This is a genomic window from Streptomyces scabiei 87.22 (assembly GCF_000091305.1).
In the GTDB taxonomy this organism is placed as follows: domain Bacteria; phylum Actinomycetota; class Actinomycetes; order Streptomycetales; family Streptomycetaceae; genus Streptomyces; species Streptomyces scabiei.
In genome coordinates this window covers 785,393-804,431 of sequence record NC_013929.1, presented here as the reverse complement: position 1 = coordinate 804,431, position 19,039 = coordinate 785,393, and the positions used below count along the sequence as shown (strand labels likewise).

The 19,039-nt window shown below is 73.3% G+C and carries 15 protein-coding genes; 14 read left to right on the top strand and 1 reads right to left on the bottom strand.

Annotated features, from left to right (window positions below):
* Positions 1-4 precede the first annotated feature (4 nt).
* The 7 genes from SCAB_RS03360 to SCAB_RS03330 all read left to right on the top strand — a co-directional run bounded on the left by SCAB_RS03360 (position 5) and on the right by SCAB_RS03330 (position 6,437).
* Positions 5-649, top strand: a complete 645-nt coding sequence (locus SCAB_RS03360) for a potassium-transporting ATPase subunit C (protein ID WP_041670354.1) — start codon at positions 5-7, stop codon at positions 647-649.
* A gap of 76 nt (positions 650-725) precedes the next feature.
* Entirely contained in the window at positions 726-1,268 is a 543-nt protein-coding gene (locus tag SCAB_RS03355) for an RNA polymerase sigma factor (protein WP_086022926.1), read from the top strand.
* On the top strand, positions 1,265-2,116 hold the full coding sequence (locus tag SCAB_RS03350; RefSeq protein ID WP_012998644.1) for a zf-HC2 domain-containing protein: 852 nt from the start codon (positions 1,265-1,267) through the stop codon (positions 2,114-2,116). Before SCAB_RS03355 ends, SCAB_RS03350 begins: the two co-directional genes overlap by 4 nt.
* Positions 2,113-2,979, top strand: coding sequence for an ABC transporter ATP-binding protein (locus SCAB_RS03345; protein ID WP_012998643.1), 867 nt, complete (start codon positions 2,113-2,115; stop codon positions 2,977-2,979). Before SCAB_RS03350 ends, SCAB_RS03345 begins: the two co-directional genes overlap by 4 nt.
* The gene (locus SCAB_RS03340; protein ID WP_012998642.1) at positions 2,976-4,508 is read left to right on the top strand and encodes a hypothetical protein; all 1,533 of its coding nucleotides are present in this window, start codon (positions 2,976-2,978) and stop codon (positions 4,506-4,508) included. The genes SCAB_RS03345 and SCAB_RS03340 overlap by 4 nt, the downstream gene beginning before the upstream one ends.
* A complete protein-coding gene (locus SCAB_RS03335) occupies positions 4,505-5,224 on the top strand; it encodes a hypothetical protein (protein WP_012998641.1) in 720 nt (239 codons plus the stop codon). The genes SCAB_RS03340 and SCAB_RS03335 overlap by 4 nt, the downstream gene beginning before the upstream one ends.
* Positions 5,225-5,495: 271 nt before the next feature.
* Entirely contained in the window at positions 5,496-6,437 is a 942-nt protein-coding gene (locus tag SCAB_RS03330; protein ID WP_049875645.1) for an alpha/beta hydrolase, read from the top strand.
* A 157-nt stretch (positions 6,438-6,594) separates the two neighbouring features.
* Here SCAB_RS03330 and SCAB_RS03325 read toward each other — a convergent pair whose 3' ends face one another.
* Complete coding sequence (locus SCAB_RS03325) at positions 6,595-7,518, bottom strand: PfkB family carbohydrate kinase (protein WP_012998639.1); 924 nt, start codon at positions 7,516-7,518, stop codon at positions 6,595-6,597.
* Positions 7,519-7,805: 287 nt separating this feature from the next.
* Here SCAB_RS03325 and SCAB_RS03320 point away from each other — a divergent pair, with 287 nt between their 5' ends.
* The 7 genes from SCAB_RS03320 to SCAB_RS03290 all read left to right on the top strand — a co-directional run bounded on the left by SCAB_RS03320 (position 7,806) and on the right by SCAB_RS03290 (position 19,038).
* Entirely contained in the window at positions 7,806-10,193 is a 2,388-nt protein-coding gene (locus SCAB_RS03320) for a SpoIIE family protein phosphatase (RefSeq protein ID WP_012998638.1), read from the top strand.
* Between the two features lie 213 nt (positions 10,194-10,406).
* Entirely contained in the window at positions 10,407-11,492 is a 1,086-nt protein-coding gene (locus SCAB_RS03315; protein ID WP_041668864.1) for an S-(hydroxymethyl)mycothiol dehydrogenase, read from the top strand.
* Between the two features lie 272 nt (positions 11,493-11,764).
* Positions 11,765-14,080 carry an FdhF/YdeP family oxidoreductase gene (locus tag SCAB_RS03310; protein WP_041668863.1) on the top strand — a complete coding sequence of 772 codons (2,316 nt, stop codon included), beginning with the start codon at positions 11,765-11,767 and terminating at the stop codon, positions 14,078-14,080.
* Positions 14,081-14,222: 142 nt separating this feature from the next.
* Positions 14,223-15,971: a BCCT family transporter gene (locus SCAB_RS03305; RefSeq protein WP_041668862.1), complete on the top strand. Its 1,749-nt coding sequence runs from the start codon at positions 14,223-14,225 to the stop codon at positions 15,969-15,971.
* A 284-nt stretch (positions 15,972-16,255) separates the two neighbouring features.
* A complete protein-coding gene (locus tag SCAB_RS03300) occupies positions 16,256-16,618 on the top strand; it encodes a bifunctional 3-phenylpropionate/cinnamic acid dioxygenase ferredoxin subunit (protein ID WP_012998634.1) in 363 nt (120 codons plus the stop codon).
* Entirely contained in the window at positions 16,615-17,778 is a 1,164-nt protein-coding gene (locus SCAB_RS03295; RefSeq protein WP_012998633.1) for an NAD(P)/FAD-dependent oxidoreductase, read from the top strand. Before SCAB_RS03300 ends, SCAB_RS03295 begins: the two co-directional genes overlap by 4 nt.
* A gap of 129 nt (positions 17,779-17,907) precedes the next feature.
* Complete coding sequence (locus SCAB_RS03290) at positions 17,908-19,038, top strand: aromatic ring-hydroxylating oxygenase subunit alpha (protein WP_012998632.1); 1,131 nt, start codon at positions 17,908-17,910, stop codon at positions 19,036-19,038.
* Position 19,039 lies beyond the last annotated feature (1 nt).

Below are 19,039 nucleotides of genomic sequence, written 5' to 3'. Positions count from 1 at the left end.
CGCCATGAACACCTCCGTATCGAACACGGGCCGGTTGCTGTGGGCGGGGCTCAGGGCCCTGCTGGTGCTGACCCTGGTCACGGGCGTCGTCTACCCGCTCGCCGTCACCGGCGTCGCCCAGACCCTCTTCCACGACAAGGCGAACGGCTCGGAGATCTCGTACGACGGGAAGGTCGTCGGTTCCTCCCTGATCGGCCAACAGGGCTACGGCCTCGACTACTTCCAGCCCCGGCCGGCCGACGGACCCGGCCGGAACTCCGTCAACACGCAGTACAGGCTGATCCTCTCGGGCGCCACCAACCTCTCCGCCGACAACAGGAAACTCATCGCATCGGTGGAGGAGGCGAAGGCGAGGGTCGTCGAGGACAACTCCGTGCCCGGCTACACCGTGAAGCCGTCCCAGGTCCCGGCCGACGCGGTCACCTCCTCCGGCTCCGGCCTCGACCCGGACATCTCCCCGGCCTACGCCGACCTCCAGATCCACCGGGTCGCCGCGAGGAACGGCCTGACCGTCGCCCGGGTACGCAAGCTCGTCGACGAGCACACCCAGGGCCGCACGCTCGGCTTCGTCGGCGAACCCCGCGTGAACGTCCTCGAACTCAACATCGCACTCAGGACACTTGCCGCCGGGGGGCCGACGACCCCGTGACCTGCACGCGTCCGGAATCCTTTCTCGCGGCGTGAACCACTCGGGGGGTCTCGTCCGATGAGGGGGTGTGAGCGAGATGAAGCGGGGGAGTCCGGGCGACGCCGAGCTGTTGCGGGCGGTCGCCGACGGGGACCGGCGGGCGTTCGAGGAGCTGTACCGCAGGTACGCGCCGTGGCTCGTGCTGCGGCTGCGCGGCCGGTGCGCCGACCCGGTGCTGGTCGACGACGTCGTGCAGGAGACCTTCCTCGACGTGTGGCGGGGAGCGGCCCGGTACCGGCGCGAGGGTGATGTCGCGGGCTGGCTGTGGCGGATCGGATCGCGCCGTCTGGTGGACGCGCTGCGCGGCGACGGGGCCCGCGGCCGGCTGCGGCAGGCGCTCGCCCGGCTGCGCCAGCGCGAGGAGGTGTCGGCCGAGGAACAGGTGCTGGCCCGGGTGCAGCACGGTGACCTGGCGGGGTCGCTCGCCGCACTCTCGCCGGAGCTGCGGGCCGTGCTGCAGGCGACGGTGATCGACGGACTGACGACCCGTGAGGCTGCCGTCCTGCTCGGCATTCCCCCGGGCACGGTCAAGACCCGGGCCATGCGCGCCCGGAGGCAACTGCGGGAGGGCCTGACATGAGCTGGCACGCCGACGACGGGGACCTCGGGGAGTACGCCCGGGGAGCGCTGGCCGCCCCCCGGCTGTGGTCCGTCGAGACGCACCTCGCGGGCTGCGCCGACTGCCGGGCCGCGCTCTCGTCCCATGTCCCGCCCGCCGAGATCGACGCGGGCTGGGCCAGGCTGGAGGACGAACTCGACGCCCCGAGGCCGGGCCTGGCCGAGTCGCTGCTGCTCAGGGTGGGCGTCGCCGACCACACCGCCCGACTGCTCGCGGCCACCCCGGTGCTGCGCCGCTCCTGGCTCGGTGCCGTGGCCCTCACCCTGCTGCTCGCGGTCGGCGTGGCGCTGGTCGCGTCGCCGCTGATGCTCCTGGCCACGGCACCGCTGCTGCCCCTGGCGGGAGTGGCGCTGTCGTTCGGCCCGGGGCTCGACCCGACCTACGAGACGGCCGTGGTCGCGCCGATGCACACCTTCCGTCTGCTGATGGTGCGCACGGTCGCGGTGCTGTCGACGACGACACTGCTGAGCGGGCTGGCGAGCCTGGCACTGCCGTCGCTCGGCCTGGCGGCACTCGGCTGGCTGCTGCCGGCGCTGGCGCTGACCGCCACGGGCGTCGCCCTCACGGCCCGGCTGGGCCCCGTCCTCGCTCCGGCGCTGGTCGGGGCCGGGTGGACGGCACTGGTGGTGCTGAGCCGTCTGCTGGCGTCCGGCACACCACTGCCCTTCACCGCAGAGGGCCAGGGCGCGGCGGCGGCGGTCGCGACGCTCGCGACGGTGCTGCTGGTCGCGGCGCGGGACCGCTTCGACTCCGGCCGCCTCGGCCCGTCCCCCCGATACCTTCGATTCACAGCCAGGAGGCTGTCATGACACGACCCACGGTCTCCGCCGCCGGGCTGACCCTGAGCTATCGCGGCACCCCGGCGGTGGACGACGTCACCCTGCGGCTCTCCGAGGGGGTCACGGGCCTGCTCGGCCCCAACGGCGCGGGCAAGACCACCCTGCTGCGCGTCCTGGCGACGGCCACGCCCCCGGACCACGGCGCCTTCACCGTCCTCGGACACGACCCGAGCACGGTCCACGGACGGCAGGACGCGCGACGGGTCCTCGGCTACCTGCCGCAGAACCCCGGATTCCATCCCGACTTCACCGCCTTCGAGTTCATCGACTACGTCGCGATCCTCAAGGAGCTGACCGACCGGCGGGCCCGGCACGCCGAGACCCGCCGGGTCCTCGACGCGGTCGGCCTCGCGGAGGTGCGTGGCAAGCGGATACGGCGGCTCTCCGGCGGCATGCGGCAGCGCGTGGCGCTCGCCGCGGCCCTGGTCGGCGACCCGGGCTTCCTGGTCCTGGACGAACCGACGGTCGGACTCGACCCCGAACAGCGCATGCGGTTCCGGGAGTTGATCGCGGAGGCCGGCGAGGGCCGGACGGTGCTGCTGTCCACCCACCAGACCGAGGACGTGGCGATGCTGTGCCACCGGGTGGTGGTGATGGACAGGGGCCGGGTCCGGTTCGACGGCACGCCCGCGGAGCTGACGGCGGTGGCGGACGGCCGGGTGTGGAACAGCGGGGACCGGCAGCCGGGCGCCCGGGCCGGATGGCGCACCGGGACGGGCGAGTTCCGCAACGTCGGGGACCCGCCCGCGGGCGCCCGGCTCGTCGAACCCACCCTGGAGGACGGCTACCTCCTGTCGCTCGGCGGCGATCCGGTGGCGGAGGTGGCCGCGTGACCACGACGACGGGAACGACGGTGACCGCTCCGAAGCCGCAGCCGGTACGGGTCCGCGGCGGCGCGCGGGCGGTGCTCGCGCTGGCCCGGGTGGAGGCGCGGCGCCTGCTGCTGCACCCCCTGGTGCTGGTCGCGCTCGTGACCTACGTGGCCCTGCTCCTGCGGTCGGGCGACGCGGCGGAGGACGCCTATCCGGTGCTCCAGGACATCGACCGTGAGACCCAGATCGGACAACTGCTCCTGGGACTGGCGGTGCTGGTCGCCGTGAACCTGGCGGTGCTGCGCTCGCACCGACGGGGCACGGAGGCGGTATTCGGGGTGCTGGTGCTGCAGCCGTGGCGGCGCACGGTCGCGCATCTGCTGTCGGTGCTGCCGACGGCCGCCGTGGGGGCGCTGATCGTGGCCGGGCAGTTCACGGCGGCGGCGCTGAAGCCCGGGGCCGTGGGCCACGCCTCGCCCGCCGAGCTGGTGACCGGGCCGCTGCTGCTGCTCCTGCCCGCGGCCCTCGGCGTGCTGCTCGGCCGGGTCGCCCGGTCCGCGTTCGTGGCGCCCCTGGCCGTGGTCGCCGTCCTGGCCGTCACCATGGTCTTCGTCGCAGAAGCGGGCAGCCCGGCCTGGCTGCGCGGGCTGACCCCCGTGCTCTTCGACGAGGGGGCCCGGCCCCTGCCGTCCGACCTGGTGGGCCGGCCCGCCGCCTGGCACGCGCTGTACCTGCTGGCGCTCGCGGTGCTGGTGGCCGCCGGCGCGGTCCTGGTGAGCGGCGGCCGGGGACGGGCCCTGCGGGCCACCGCGCTGGGGGCGCTCGGCGCGGTCGTGACCACCGTGGCCCTCCAGGGCACGGCACCGTCGGACGCGGTACGCGAGGCACGCGAGACGGCGACCCGCCACCCGGCGGCGGTACAGGACTGCGAGCGGCGCGGAGCGACGACGTACTGCGCCTTCCCCGAGTTCACCCCCTGGATCGGCGAGTGGGCCCGGGTGACGGAGGCGGTGCGCTCGCTGGCCGGCGCACCGGACGCGACACGCGCGCTCACCGTACGGCAGCGGGTCGCCGCGCTCGACGGACCGTCGGGCGTCGGGGAGCCCGCGCCCGGTGCACCCGGCGAGTCCACGGCGACCACCGCGTGGGGCGGGGAGCGGGAGCTGGAGTTCGCCGCGAGCGTCGCCCGGGGGCTGGTCGTGGGGCACGAGCGGTACGAGGGCGTGTACTGCGACGCGCGGGGCGTGCTGATGGTCTGGCTGGCGGTCCGCGCCACCCCGGACGGCGAGGCGATGTTCGAGAGGCTCGGGCAGGGGCCCAGCAGCCCGGGCGTGATCCAGGCCCCGGTGAGCGCGGTGTCGCTGCGCGGCCGTGAACTCGCCGTGTTCCAGGCGCTGTCGGCCGAACCGCCGAAGGAGGTGGACCGCAGGGTGAAGGCGTCCTGGGCGGAGCTGTCCGCCGCGGGCACGACCACCGAACGCGCGGCCGCCCTGCTGGGCGTCACCGCTCCGGCCGAGACCGCCGACGACCGGGAGTACCAGTGCGCGTGAGCCGACGGCTGACGATGGTGGCGGCCCTGGTGCGGCCCACGGCACGCGCGCTGCCGTGGACGGTGTTCACCGCCGGATGGGCGCTGGGGCTGGCCGTCGCCGCCGTACCGGTGGTGTTCTCCATGGATCTCCCGGCGGTCGTGCTGGCCGACCTGGCCCGGGTGGCCGCGCTGTGCGGGGCGGTGGGGACGGCGTTCGTCCTGGACGATCCGGCCCGGCACACCACGGGCGTCCCTCCGGTGCCGCGTCCGCTGCGGCAGGCGGTCCGTGCGGCCCTCGTCCTGCCGGCGCTCGCGGTCTGGTGGGCGGCGGTGCTGGGTGTCCTGCGGGCGGGCGCCGACGCCGAGGCGTGGGCCGCGTCACCGGTGGGCGCGCTGACGGTCGAGGCCGGTGCGCTGTGCGCGCTGGCGCTCGCCCTGGCCGCGGCGGCGGTGCGGTTCACCGTGCGGAGCGTGCCGGGCCCGGCGGTGTCGGGCGCCGTGACGGCCCTGCCGGTCCTGGCCGGTGTGCTCCTCCCGAAGCGCTTCGCGCTCTTCGTACCGCCGGGCGCCCCGCGCTGGGACGACGCCCATGTGCTGTGGGCGGGCATCCTCGCCGCCCTGCTCGCCGTCTGGCTGCTCTGCGCCCGGGAGCCGTACCGCCGCCGGCTCGGGGCCTTGCACGGGCCTGCCTTGCGCGGGCCTGCCTTGCGCGGGCGTCGCGGCGGCACCGGCTGACCGGCGGCCCCCGGGCCGGCCGGCGTGCGACGGGCGGCGAGCGACGGGGTTGCCGAAGGGGCCGACAGCCGTCCGGGGGAGTGCGTCCGGCCCGCTTCGCGCGGAGGTCGTCCGCCCCGTGCGAAGCGGGCCGGACGCACTGCGGACACGGGGTGGCCCGGCGAGGAGGAGGCGGCCCGGGCCGCACCCGGGCCGCCTCCCCGACGCGGTGCGGGTGCGGGCCGCCACCGGACGCGAGAGCCTTGGGCGCACCACCCGGAGGAGGACGACCATGACCCGACCGGTCCACGAAGCGTCGCCCGGAGTGCGCCGGATCACCCTGGACGCCGCCGGGCTGCCGCTGTCGGCGCTGCTCGCCGAGCCGCCGGGCGGCTCCCCCCGTGCCGTCGTGGTCGCGGTGCACGGCGGTGGCATGAACGCGGGGTACTTCGACTGCCGGGCCCACCCCCAGCAGTCGCTGCTGACCCTGGGGGCGGGCCTCGGCCACACCGTCCTCGCCGTGGACCGGCCCGGCTACCGGCACTCCGCCACCCGCCTGCCCCAGGGGCAGGACCTGGCGGAGCAGGCGGCCTCGCTGCGCGCGGCCCTGCACGACTTCGGCTCCCGCCACGACACCGGTGGGGGCCTGTTCCTGCTCGCCCATTCGTACGGCGGGAAGGTGGCGCTCACCGCCGCCGCCGACTCCCCTCCGCCGCACCTGCTCGGGATCGACGTCTCCGGCTGCGGCCATCGCTACGCCGTCGAGCCGCACGAACTTCCCGGAGCCCACGACGACGCCGGGCGGCTGCGCAGAAGCTGGGGGCCGCTCGGCCTGTACCCCTCGGGCACCTTCCGGGAGAGCGGTGCCATCGTCGAGCCCGTGCCCGCCCTGGAAGGGGCCGAACTGGCCCGCTGGCCGGAGCTCTTCCGCACCACGGCACCCCGCGTCCGCGTGCCGGTGCGGCTGACGTTCGCCGAGCACGAGGCATGGTGGCGCCACGACGACGAGGCCCTGCGCGATCTGGCCGCACACTTCACGGCCGCCCCGCACGTGAGCGTCGAGCGTCAGCCGGCGGCCGGGCACAACATCAGCCTCGGCCGGGCCGCCCGCGCCTACCACCTGCGTGCCCTCGCATTCCTGGAGGACTGCCTGGCGGCCCGCGAGAGGACCCTCGCGCCCGGCGCGGCCGAGCCCGGCGCGGTCCGGGCCGCGCCGCCCGCGACACTCCCCTGACCTGGAGGAACAGCGGGCCCGAGCCGGTCGGCCGAACCCACGGCGGCCCGGGCCGACGGGCTCGGGCCCGCTGGGCGGGGACCACGGACCTGCCACCCGGAGCGCCGCCGGACAGGTACGGCTCCGGCGAGCCGTACCTGTCCGGCGGCGGGGCGGCTCACTCTCCCCGCATCCACGCCCGCGTCCCGAACGAGGCACACGCCCGCGCGGCCACCGTCGCCGCCGCGCGCAGAGCCTCCGTGAAGCCCTCCGGCGTCAGGCCGTTCTGCCCCGCGAGCGCATGCGTGAGCGCCCCGTGCAGGACGTCCCCCGCGCCCAGGGTGTCCACCACCCGTACGGCGGGAACGTCCACCGTGCCCCCCTCGCCGGGACCCGCCCACACGAGGGGGCGAGGGCCCCTGCTGACCGCCGACCAGCGGACTCCGTGGTCCCGCAGCCGGTGCAGGGCGCCGGCGGGGTCGGTCCGCGAGGCGGGCGTACCGGGCGGGCGGAAGTCCTCCGAGACGACCGCGACGTCGATCGACGGCAGCAGCCTCTCCGTACCGGGCTTCCAGCTGCCGCCGTCGAACACCGTCCGACGGCCGGCCGCGCGCGCCGCGCGGGCGGTGGCCACGGCCAGGTCCATGTGATGGCCGTCGATCTCCACGATGTCGTGGTCCGCCACCAGCGCGTCCAGCCCGTCCGGCGGGGCGAGCCTGCGGCCCGTCGCGTTGGTCGAGGCGACGGCCCGGTCGCCGCCCGCCGCCGTGACCAGCACGGACGACACCGCCGGCGGCTCGGCCGAGCCGGCCGCCAGGTCCACCACCGTCACACCCTGCCGGTCCAGGTCCGCCGCGACGGCGACCCCCAGGGGATGGTGTCCGACCGCGGTGAGCAGGGTGGCGGCACCGCCCAGGTGGGCGAACGTCACCGCCGCGTTCGCCGCGGGCCCGCCCGCGGCCACGACCTGCTCACGCGCCGTCAGCTTCTCGTTCGCCCCCGGTACGCGGTCGACGAGCTGTACGACGTCCAGCGTGCACAACCCGACGAACAGCCCCCGAAGGCGCCCGCGCGCCCCCGCCGGGTCCCCGGACTCCACCATGGTCTCCCCGCTCTCCGCCCGCCCGGCCCGACACCGGACCGCCCGACGGACGTTACGTCCCCCGGGAACGGACGAGCGTCACGCGGGCCCCGCGGTTCCCGTGCGCGGGCACCCGTGAAAGCGGGCGCTCCGGGGCGCGTGACGTGGCAGGGTAGGGGCTCGGGGGATCCGGGTGATCGCGCGCCACGCGTGGCGTGTCCGGCGCACAATGAACCCTGGAAGCAGTGCCTTGTCGTCGATCTGTGAGCCCATGGACGACGGCTCCGGTCGTACGGAGAGAAGGAACGATGGGCGAGCACGGTGTCGCCTCGGCCGCGGTCGACGCCAGGGGGCTGGTCACCGCGTGGAGTGCGGGCGCCCGTAGGGTTCTCGGCTACGAGCACGGCGAGGTGGTCGGCAGCCGGGCCGCCGATCTGCTGGCCGGCGGCCTGCCCGCCTCGGCCCGGGGCGCTCTCGCCGAGACCGCGGACTGGCGGGGCTCCCTGCACGCGCGGCACCGGGACGGCCACGGGGTGGAACTGGAGCTGCAGGCCCACCCCCTCCTCGACGCGGCCGGGGACGCCCAGTGGTTCGTGACGGCCACGGTGCCGGAGCCGGCCGTGCGGCTGCGGCGATGGGCCCTGGACCAGCTCCCCGTCCCCATCGCGCTCTTCGACCACGACGGACTCGCGGTGTCCGCGAACTCCGCGATGGAGAAGGTGATGGGCCGGCCCCAGCGGGACCTGCTCGGCCGAAGGGTGGGGGAGTCGGTCGACGGACGGAGACGCCTCCCGGGCTTCGAGGGCCTCGACGAGGCGGTACGGAGCGTCCTGCGCACGGGGGAGCCGATGCCGTTCGAGGCATGGCTGCGCGCACCGGGCGAGGCCCGTGAGCACGCCTGGCTGGTCTCGCTCAGTCCGTTGAGGGACGGCTCCGGCGATGTACGGGGCATGTGCCTGGCAGCGATCGACAGCACGGAGCAGTTCCTGGCCCGCCGACGGCTGAGCATGCTCAACGAGTCCGGCGACCGGATCGGCTCCACCCTGGACGTCACACGCACCGCCGAGGAACTCGCGGAGGTGTGCACGGACCATCTGGCCGACTTCGTCATCGTGGACCTGCTGGACTCCGTCCGGGCGGGCGAGGAGGCCACGGTCTCGCCCGGCACCGACCCGCTGGTCTTCCGCCGCATGGCCCAGCGGTCCGTGCTGGAGGGCTGCCCCGAGGCCGTGATCCCGGTCGGCAGCCGGCACGGGTACGTCGCCGGGTCCCCGCCGGACCGCGCGCTGACCACCGGCCGGGCCGTGCTGTTCGAGGTCGACGACGCCACCGGGCGGCTGTGGGCGGGCTCGGCGGAGCGCGCCCAGAGCATCGAGGCGCACGGCATCCACTCGATCATGGCCGTGCCCCTGCGGGCCCGGGGCCTCACGCTCGGCCTGTCGATCCTCTCCCGCCACCGCACGGCCGAGCCCTTCGGCGAGGACGACCTGCTGCTGGCGGAGGAGCTCGCGGCCCGGGCCGCGGTCTGTGTCGACAACGCCCGCCGCTACACCCGCGAACGTGCCATCGCCCTCGAACTGCAGCGCAGTCTCCTGCCGCACCGCGCACCCCACCAGGCCGCCGTCGAGGTAGCCTCCCGCTACCAGCCGGCCAGCACCCGCGCCGGGATCGGCGGCGACTGGTTCGACGTCATCCCCCTGTCCGGCGCCAGGGTGGGCCTCGTCGTGGGCGATGTCGTCGGGCACGGGGTGCAGGCGTCCGCCACCATGGGCCGGCTGCGCACCGCCGTACGCACCCTGGCCGACGTGGACCTCGCCCCGGACGAGCTGCTCACCCAGCTCGACGACATCGTCCTGCGCCTGGACTCCGAGCGCACGGCCGACGAGGCCGAGGACGCGCACAGCCCGGGGGAGATCGGCGCCACCTGTCTCTACGCCGTCTACGACCCCGTCTCGCGCCGCTGCTCCATGGCCCGGGCCGGCCACCCGCCACCGGCGCTGATCTCGCCGGACGGGGAGGCCGCCTTCCTCGACCTGCCGATCGGGCCGCCGCTGGGCGTGGGCGGTCTGCCCTTCGAGACGGCCGAGTTCGACGTCCCCGAGGGCAGCGTGTTCGCCCTCTACACCGACGGCCTGGTCCAGGCACCGGACCGCGACCTGGACGACGGGCTCGCGCGGCTGCGGCAGGCCCTGTCCGGCACGGACCGTGCGCTGGAGGAGACCTGTGACGGAGTGCTGCGGAGCCTGCTGACGGACCGCCCCGCCGACGACGTGGCCCTGCTCCTGGCCCGCACCCGGGCCCTGGACGCCGACCGGGTCGCCACCTGGGAGGTGCCCGCGGACCCCGCCTTCGTCGGTCAGGCCCGCAAGCTGGCCTGCGACCAGCTGGCCGCCTGGCGGCTGGAGGAGGCCTCCTTCGTCACCGAGCTGATCGTCAGCGAACTGGTCACCAACGCCATCCGGTACGGCGGGTCCCCGATCCAGCTGCGGCTGATCCGGGAGACCACGCTCATCTGCGAGGTGTCGGACTCCAGCAGCACCGCGCCGCACATGCGACGGGCCCGTGCCTTCGACGAGGGAGGCCGGGGGCTCCTGCTCGTCGCCCAGCTCACCCAGCGCTGGGGCAGCCGCCACACCCGCACCGGCAAGACGATCTGGGCCGAGCAGGCCCTTCCCGACCGGGCACGGGACTTCTAGACCACCTCTGGCCACCGATGCACGCCCGGGTCGAGCCGCCGGGCCGGCATCGGCCCCCCTCCCGCGACGGGCCGCCCGTCGTGCTGCCCGATCGCCTGCCTGCAGGATCCTTGACCACGGCTCGGCACTCCACGATGCTGTGTTGCGTTACACGCGATGAGTACCGCGATAAGAAACATCGAACTCAGCTCTCGAACCAGCCGAGGAGTGGTCATGGCTCACCAGGTCCGTGCTGTCGTCGCACGGGGCAAAGGTGCCCCTGTCAGCCTGGAGACGATCGTCGTGCCCGACCCGGGGCCGGGTGAGGCGCTGGTGAAGGTGCAGGCGTGCGGGGTGTGCCACACCGACCTGCACTACCGCGAGGGCGGCATCAGTGACGACTTCCCGTTCCTCCTGGGTCATGAGGCGGCGGGTGTGGTGGAGTCGGTCGGCGCGGGTGTCACGGATGTGGCGCCCGGTGATTTCGTGATTCTCAACTGGCGTGCGGTGTGCGGGAGTTGTCGGGCCTGTCGGCGGGGTCGTCCGTGGTACTGCTTCAACACGCACAACGCGACGCAGAAGATGACGCTGCTCGACGGCACGGAGCTGTCCCCGGCGCTGGGTATCGGTGCGTTCGCGGAGAAGACGCTGGTGGCGGCGGGCCAGTGCACGAAGGTGGACCCGGCGGCCGCGCCTGCGGTGGCGGGTCTGCTGGGCTGCGGGGTGATGGCGGGTATCGGTGCGGCGATCAACACCGGCAATGTGGGCCGGGGTGACACGGTCGCCGTGATCGGCTGCGGCGGCGTCGGTGCCGCGGCGGTGGTCGGATCCGAGCTGGCGGGCGCGGCGAGGATCATCGCCGTCGACATCGACGATCGCAAGCTGGAGACCGCCCGCAAGCTGGGCGCGACCCACTCCGTCAACTCCCGCGAGACGGACGCGGTCGAGGCGATCCGTGAGCTGACCGGCGGTTTCGGCGCCGACGTGGTCATCGAGGCGGTGGGCCGTCCGGAGACGTACAAGCAGGCGTTCTACGCCCGTGACCTGGCCGGGACGGTCGTCCTGGTCGGTGTCCCCACCCCGGAGATGAAGCTCGAACTTCCCCTCCTCGACGTCTTCGGCCGCGGTGGCGCGCTGAAGTCCTCCTGGTACGGCGACTGCCTGCCCGACCGTGACTTCCCCATGCTGATCGACCTGTATCTGCAGGGGCGCCTGGACCTGGAAGCCTTCGTCACCGAGACCATCGGGCTCGACGAGGTCGAGAAGGCCTTCGACCGCATGCACCAGGGTGACGTCCTGCGCTCCGTCGTCGTCCTGTGACGCCTGACGCCTGACGCCCGCGGCTGCGCAACTGACGTTTCGCAGCCGAGTGCTGTGTCCGGCCGTGCGGTGGCCGGGGCCTCCCGCCACCGCCCGGCCGTGCATCCCCGCGCACCCCCGCATACCCCTTGACAGGGGATCGGGGATCACGCTTTCTTGAATGCGTTGCGTATCGCGGCACTGTTGTGCAGTGTGCAACTCGTGCGCGCGAGGTCGGGAGACCCGGCGACGGAACGGCTCTGATTCCCCTACATCCCGGAGTGGCGCCTCAGATGACTCGCAACGCACCTGTCGACGACCCCGGAGACGCCCGGCTGCGGGTCGGCCCCCCGAAGGAGTACGCGGCCGGCATCCCCGCCGTCACCTCCTCGCTCCGGCACGCCGGCGAGCAGATGGGAGCCCGCCGGGGCCTGCTCACCCTCCTGCGCGTCAACCAGAAGGAGGGCTTCGACTGCCCCGGCTGCGCCTGGCCGGAGCCGGAGCACCGGCACGCCGCGGAGTTCTGCGAGAACGGGGCCAAGGCGGTGGCCGAGGAGGCGACCGTGCGCCGGGTGACCCCGGACTTCTTCGCCGGGCACACCCTGGAGGACCTGCTCCCCGCCAGTGACTACTGGCTCGGCCAGCAGGGCCGACTGACCCACCCCATGTACCGCCGGGCCGGCGACGACCGGTACCGGCCCATCTCCTGGGACGACGCGTTCGCCGTGATCGCCCGTGAACTCGCCGCGCTCGACCACCCCGGCCAGGCCGCCTTCTACACCTCCGGCCGGGCGAGCAACGAGGCCGCGTTCCTGTACCAGCTGTTCGTCCGGATGCTCGGCACCAACAACCTGCCGGACTGCTCCAACATGTGCCACGAGTCGAGCGGTTCGGCGCTGACGGAGACCATCGGCATCGGCAAGGGCAGCGTCACCCTCGAAGACCTCCACGACGCCGATCTCATCCTCGTGGTCGGCCAGAACCCCGGCACCAACCACCCCCGGATGCTCTCCTCGCTGGAGACCGCCAAGCGCCGGGGTGCCCGGATCATCGCGGTCAACCCGCTCCCCGAGGCGGGGCTGCTGCGGTTCAAGAACCCCCAGCGGCCGTCCGGCGTCCTCGGTGGCGGCACCCGCCTGGCCGACCGGTTCCTCCAGATCAGACTGGGCGGGGACCAGGCGCTGTTCCAGGCGTTCAACCGCATGCTGCTGGAGGCGGAGGACGAGGCCCCCGGCACCGTCCTGGACACCTCCTTCATCGAGCGGTACACCCACGGCTTCCAGGAGTTCGCCGAGCACGCCCGCAAGGCGCCCTGGGACGAGATCCTGACCGCCACCGGCCTTCCCGAGGCAGAGATCCGGGCCGCGTTCGAGGACGTGCGGGGCGCCGGGAAGATCGTCGTCTGCTGGGCGATGGGCCTCACCCAGCACAAGCACTCGGTCCCCACCATCCGGGACGTCGTCAACTTCCTCCTGCTGGGCGGCAACATCGGCCGCCCGGGCGCGGGCCTCTGCCCGGTGCGCGGCCACTCCAACGTGCAGGGCGACCGCACGATGGGCATCTACGAGAAACCGGACGACGCGTTCCTGGACGCGCTCGGCGCCGAGTTCGCCTTCACGCCCCCGAGGCGGCACGGCCACGACGCGGTCGAGAGCATCCGCGCCATGCGCGACGGTGACGTACGGGTCTTCGTCGCACTCGGCGGCAACTTCGTCGCCGCCGCCCCCGACACCGATCTCACCGAACGGGCCCTGCGCACCTGCCGGCTCACCGTGCAGATCTCCACCAAGCTCAACCGCTCGCACGTGATCGCCGGGGAGCAGGCGCTCATCCTCCCCTGCCTCGGCCGGACCGAGGCGGACCTGCGGCCCACCGGGCCGCAAGAGGTCACCGTCGAGGACTCCATGGGCATGGTGCACCTCTCCCGGGGGCGCCTCGCCCCCGCCTCCGAGCAGCTGCTGAGCGAGCCCGCGATCGTCTGCCGGATGGCACGGGCCGCGCTCGGGGAAGCGGGGTCCCACGTGCCCTGGGAGGAGTTCGAGAGGGACTACGACAGCATTCGCGAGCGCATCGCCCGCGTGATCCCCGGCTTCCAGGACTTCAACCACCGGGTGCGACGGCCGGGCGGCTTCGCGCTGCCCCACCCGCCGCGCGACGAACGCCGGTTCACCACCACCACGGGGCTGGCCAATTTCACGGCCAACCCGCTGGAGCGGCCCCATGTGCCGCCGGGCCGGCTGCTGCTCCAGACGCTGCGCTCCCACGACCAGTACAACACCACCGTCTACGGCCTGGACGACCGCTACCGCGGCATCCACCAAGGCCGCCGGGTCCTCTTCGTGAACCCCGGCGACCTCGCCGACCGGGGGCTGGCCGACGGAGACCTCGTCGACATCGTCAGCGAGTACGACGACGGCGTGGAGCGCAGGGCCCCGGCCTTCCGCGTGGTGTCCTACCCGACGCCCCGCGACTGCTGCGCCGCCTACTTCCCCGAGACCAACGTCCTGGTCCCCCTCGACTCCACGGCGGCGATCAGCAACACCCCCACCTCGAAGTCGATCGTCGTCCGCCTGGAACCGGTGCCCGGCAGCCCGGCCGCGGGGGCCTGACGCCCCCTCGACAACCGGGTCGTGGTCGGAACCCGGTGGCGGCCGCCCCGGCGGCCGGCATGTCTCCCCTCTTGTCCCGCCCCGCCGCGCGACCGTCGTCCGCGGCGGGGTGTCCACCGTCGTCTGTGGAAGGAACGAGCCGATGAGCAGAGCCCGCGAACGGAACGGGAGCGCAGGTCCTCCTGTCGCGGACCAGGAAGCGGGAGGCGGCGCGGCCGGCGGACGCCCCCGGACCGACCCCGTCGTCTTCGGTGTCGCCGCGGCCGTCACCCTGGCCTTCGTCGTGTGGGGTGCGACGGCGACCGACGCGCTGGAGAGCGTGTCGGGGAAGCTGCTGGACGGGACGATCCGCAACGGCGGCTGGGCCTTCGTCCTCGCCGCCTCGGGCTTCGTGGTCTTCGCCCTCTGGCTCGCGATGAGCCGCTACGGGCGGATCACCCTGGGAAAGGAGGGGGAGCAGCCCGAGTTCCGCACCGTCTCGTGGATCGCCATGATGTTCAGCGCCGGCATGGGCATCGGTCTGATGTTCTACGGCGTGAGCGAGCCGCTCTCCCACTTCGTCACCCCGCCGCCGGGCACCGACCCGGCCGACGCCAACCAGGCCATGGAGACCGCCATGGCCACGACCCTCTTCCACTGGACGCTCCATCCGTGGGCGATGTACGCGGTCGTGGGTCTCGCCATCGCCTACAGCACCTTCCGGCGCGGACGCCGCCAGCTGATCAGCGCGGTGTTCACGCCGTTGCTCGGTGAGAAGAGGGTGAACGGATGGCCCGGCCGGGCCATCGACGTCCTCGCCATCTTCGCCACCCTCTTCGGCTCCGCGGCCTCCCTCGGGCTCGGCGCCCTCCAGATCGGCAGCGGCTTCACGGAGCTCGGCTGGCTGGGATCGGTCGGCACCGGACTGCTGGTCCTCGTGATCGCGGTGCTGACCGTGGCGTTCGTCGCCTCGGCGGTGTCGGGCATCGAGAAGGGCATCCAGTGGCTGTCCAACACCAACATGGTGCTGGCGGTGCTCCTCGCGCTCTTCGTGTTCCTCGTCGGCCCGACCATCTTCATCCTCGACCTGCTGCCCACCTCCGTCGGTGCCTTCTTCGGCGACCTCGCCCAGATGGCGGGCCGGACCGAGGCGTCGAGCGGCAAGGGTGTCGCCGACTGGCTGGCGGGCTGGACGGTCTTCTACTGGGCCTGGTGGATCTCCTGGACGCCCTTCGTCGGGATGTTCATCGCGCGCATCAGCCGCGGCCGTACGATCCGGCAGTTCGTCGGGGGCGTCATCCTGGTCCCCAGCAGTGTCAGCCTGCTCTGGTTCGCCGTCTTCGGAGGCTCGGCGATGCACCTCCAGGAGGCGGGCCGTCTCAACGACGCCGGCACCGCCCAGGGGCAGCTCTTCGACGTCCTCCAGCAGTACCCCCTGGCCACGGTGACGAGCATCGTCGTGATGGTGCTCGTCGGCATCTTCTTCGTCTCCGGCGCCGACGCCGCCTCCATCGTGATGGGGACCCTGTCCCAGCGGGGCTCCCTCGAACCCTCCCGGGGCGTCGTGGTGTTCTGGGGCGTGCTGACCGGGGCGGTCGCCGCCGTCATGCTGCTCATCGGCGGCGGCAAGGGCGACGCGCTCACCGGGCTGCAGAACCTCACCATCCTCGCGGCGGCACCCTTCACCCTGGTGATGATCGGGCTGTGCGTCGCGCTCAACCGCGACCTGCGCCACGATCCGCTCATCATCCGCGGACGCATGGGCAAGGAGGCCGTCGAGACGGCCGTGATCGCCGGACACGAGAAGTACGACGGGGACTTCGAGCTGCGCATCGGCCCCGCCACGTCCACGGCCGGCGCGGAGGCCGAACAGCCCCGCCAGGACGAGGAGGCAGCGCCCTCCGCCGTCTGAGAGCGACGGGACCCGCCCTGCGGCGGGGTCGTGGCACCGCCCTGTGCGGCCACGCCCCCGCCGGGCCGGGCGGCCCCGTCCGGCCTCATCCGCCCGCCCTCGCCCCGCGGTTGCCGCGAGCTGAGAAGGCGGGCTGTTGTTGTTCTATGTGAGCCGAGTTTTGGATACCGCAACGCCCGGCGTGACTTACAGGGCCCTCTGGATGCCTTGACAAGGGTTCAGGGCGACTCCAGACTGATGTTGCGCTTACCGCAAACCGTTTCGTTATACGCACCCGAGGTGTCATGATGATTCCCGCGTGCCGTCTCGCGGATCTTCCGCGAGGTGAGGCCTACCGGCTCGACATCGACCCGCCGGTGTCGGTGTTCCACACCGACGACGGCGAAGTCTTCGCCATCGATGACACCTGCACCCACCAGGACGCCTCGCTCGCCGACGGCTGGCTGGAGGGCTGCGAGGTGGAATGCCCGCTGCATGCCTCCAAGTTCGACCTGCGCACCGGCGCGGTCGACTCCCCGCCGGCGAAGCTGCCGGTCCGGACGCACGAGGTCGTCGTCGAGGACGACATGATCTACGTCCGGCTCTCCACGGAGGCCCCCAACCTGCCGCCCTGTATCTCGGCCCGCCTCGCCGGCGGTCCCGCGTGAGGACCGTCGCCGTGGTCGGCGCCTCCCTCGCCGGCCTGTCGGCGGCGCGCTCGCTGCGCAAACAGGGCTTCGACGGCCGGCTGGTCGTCATCGGGGACGAACTCCATCGCCCCTACGACCGGCCCCCGCTGTCCAAGGAGTTCCTGTCCGGCACCCTGGGCGAGGCCGAACTCGCCCTGGAGGCCGAGGGTGAGGACCTGGCGGCGGAGTGGCTGCTCGGCACCCGTGCCACCGGGCTCGACCACACCGCGCGCACCGTCCGTCTCGCCGACGGACGCGAGGTGCGCGCCGACGGCTTCGTCATCGCCACCGGCGCCGTGGCACGCACGCTGCCCGGCTCCGCGGGCCTCGCCGGAGTGCACACCCTGCGCACCCTGGACGACGCCCGCGCCCTGCGGGACGAACTGGCGAGCGGCGGACGCCTGGTGGTGATCGGCGGCGGCTTCATCGGCGCCGAGGTCGCCTCCACCGCTCGCGCCCTCGGCCTCGAGGTGACCGTCGTGGAGGCGGCCCCGACCCCGCTCGCCGGGCCGCTCGGCGCCACCATGGGCGCCGTCGTCTCCGGCCTGCACGCCGACCACGGGGTGCGGCTGCTGTGCGGCGTGGGCGTCAAGGGGCTGAGCGGCGAGCACCGGGTCGACGCCGTCCTGCTGGAGGACGGTCGCAGCCTCCCCGCCGACATCGTGGTCGTCGGCGTAGGGGCCCACCCGTGCGTCGAGTGGCTGGAGGGTTCCGGCATCGCCCTCGACAACGGCGTGAAGTGCGGAGCGGACGGCCGCACCAGCCTGGCCGGGGTGGTCGCGGTCGGCGACTGCGCCAACTGGTACGACCCCAGGGCCGGTCACCACCGCCGCGTGGAGCACTGGACCGGCGCGCGCGAGCGCCCGGAGGCCGCCGTCGCCACCCTGCTGGCGGGCGGCGCGGTCGAGCCCGGCGTGCCGCGGCCGCCGTACTTCTGGTCCGACCAGTACGGCGTCCGCATCCAGTTCGCCGGCCACGCCGCCGAGGCCGACAGCATCACCGTCGAGGCGGGCACGGCGGACGGCCGTGACGTCCTCGCCGTCTACCGGCGCGACGGCCGTCCGGTCGCCGTGCTCGGGATGAACCAGCCGCGGCTGTTCATGCGGGCGCGCAAGCAGCTGGCTGCCGCCACGTCTTGACAGCACCCCGGCGTCACCCCATGCTGCGGTTGCCCACAGCGCGCAGCGTTGCTCCATGTACAACGCCGTCCGGAGTCGTCCTCCCGGCGTCCGAATGACCCCTCCGCGACGTTCACCGAGGAGTGACCCGTGACCTCGACCAGCCTGCCCGACAGCCTGATCGCCACTCTTCCCGGCTCCTCCTACACCGATCCGGCGTTCTTCGCCCAGGAGCAGGAGCACATATTCGAGACCATGTGGTTCTGCGTCGCCCGGGCCTCCGAGCTGGCGAAGCCCGGTGCCTTCCGCACCGTCGACGTGGGCCGCGAGAGCATCCTCGTGACCCGGGCCCGGGACAACTCGATCCGCGCGTACTTCAACGTCTGCCGGCACCGCGGGGCCAAGCTGTGCACCGAGGAGTCCGGCGAGGTCAAGAGGGCCTTCCAGTGCCCGTACCACGCCTGGACGTACGACCTGAACGGCAAGCTGGTCGCCGCGCCCAACCTCACCAAGATGCCCGACGTGGGCCGGACCGAGTACGGCCTGGTGAGTGTCGCCGTACGGGAATGGCTCGGTTATGTCTGGGTCTGCCTCGCCGAGAACCCGCCCTCCTTCGAGGAGGACGTCATCGGCGAGGTCGTCACCCGCCTCGGTGACGTGGAGTCGATCGAGCGGTACGACATCGACGGTCTGTCGGTGGGTCGTCGGATCACGTACGACGTGAAGGCGAACTGGAAGCTGATCATCGAGAACTTCATGGAGTGCTATCACTGCGCGACGATCCATCCGGAACTGACGGAGGTGCTGCCGGAGTTCGCGGACGGGTACGCCGCCCAGTACTACGTGGGCCACGGTGCGGAGTTCGGCGAGGACGTGCAGGGCTTCACGGTCGACGGCTCCGAGGGGCTGGACCGTATCCCGGGCGTCGCGGAGGACCAGGACCGCCGTTACTACGCGATCACCGTCCGGCCGCAGGTGTTCATCAACCTCGTCCCCGACCACGTGATCTTCCACCGCATGTACCCGGTCGCGGCGGACCGCACGATCGTGGAGTGCGACTGGCTCTACCTGCCGCACGTCGTGGAGAGCGGCAAGGACGTCAGCCGGTCCGTGGAACTCTTCGACCGGGTCAACCTCCAGGACTTCGAGGCCTGCGAGCGGACCCAGCCCGGCATGAGCTCACGCCTGTACGCCAAGGGCGGTGTGCTGGTGCCCAGCGAGCACCACATCGGCGCCTTCCACGACTGGGTGAACGAGCGCCTCGGCATCACCCAGGGGTGAC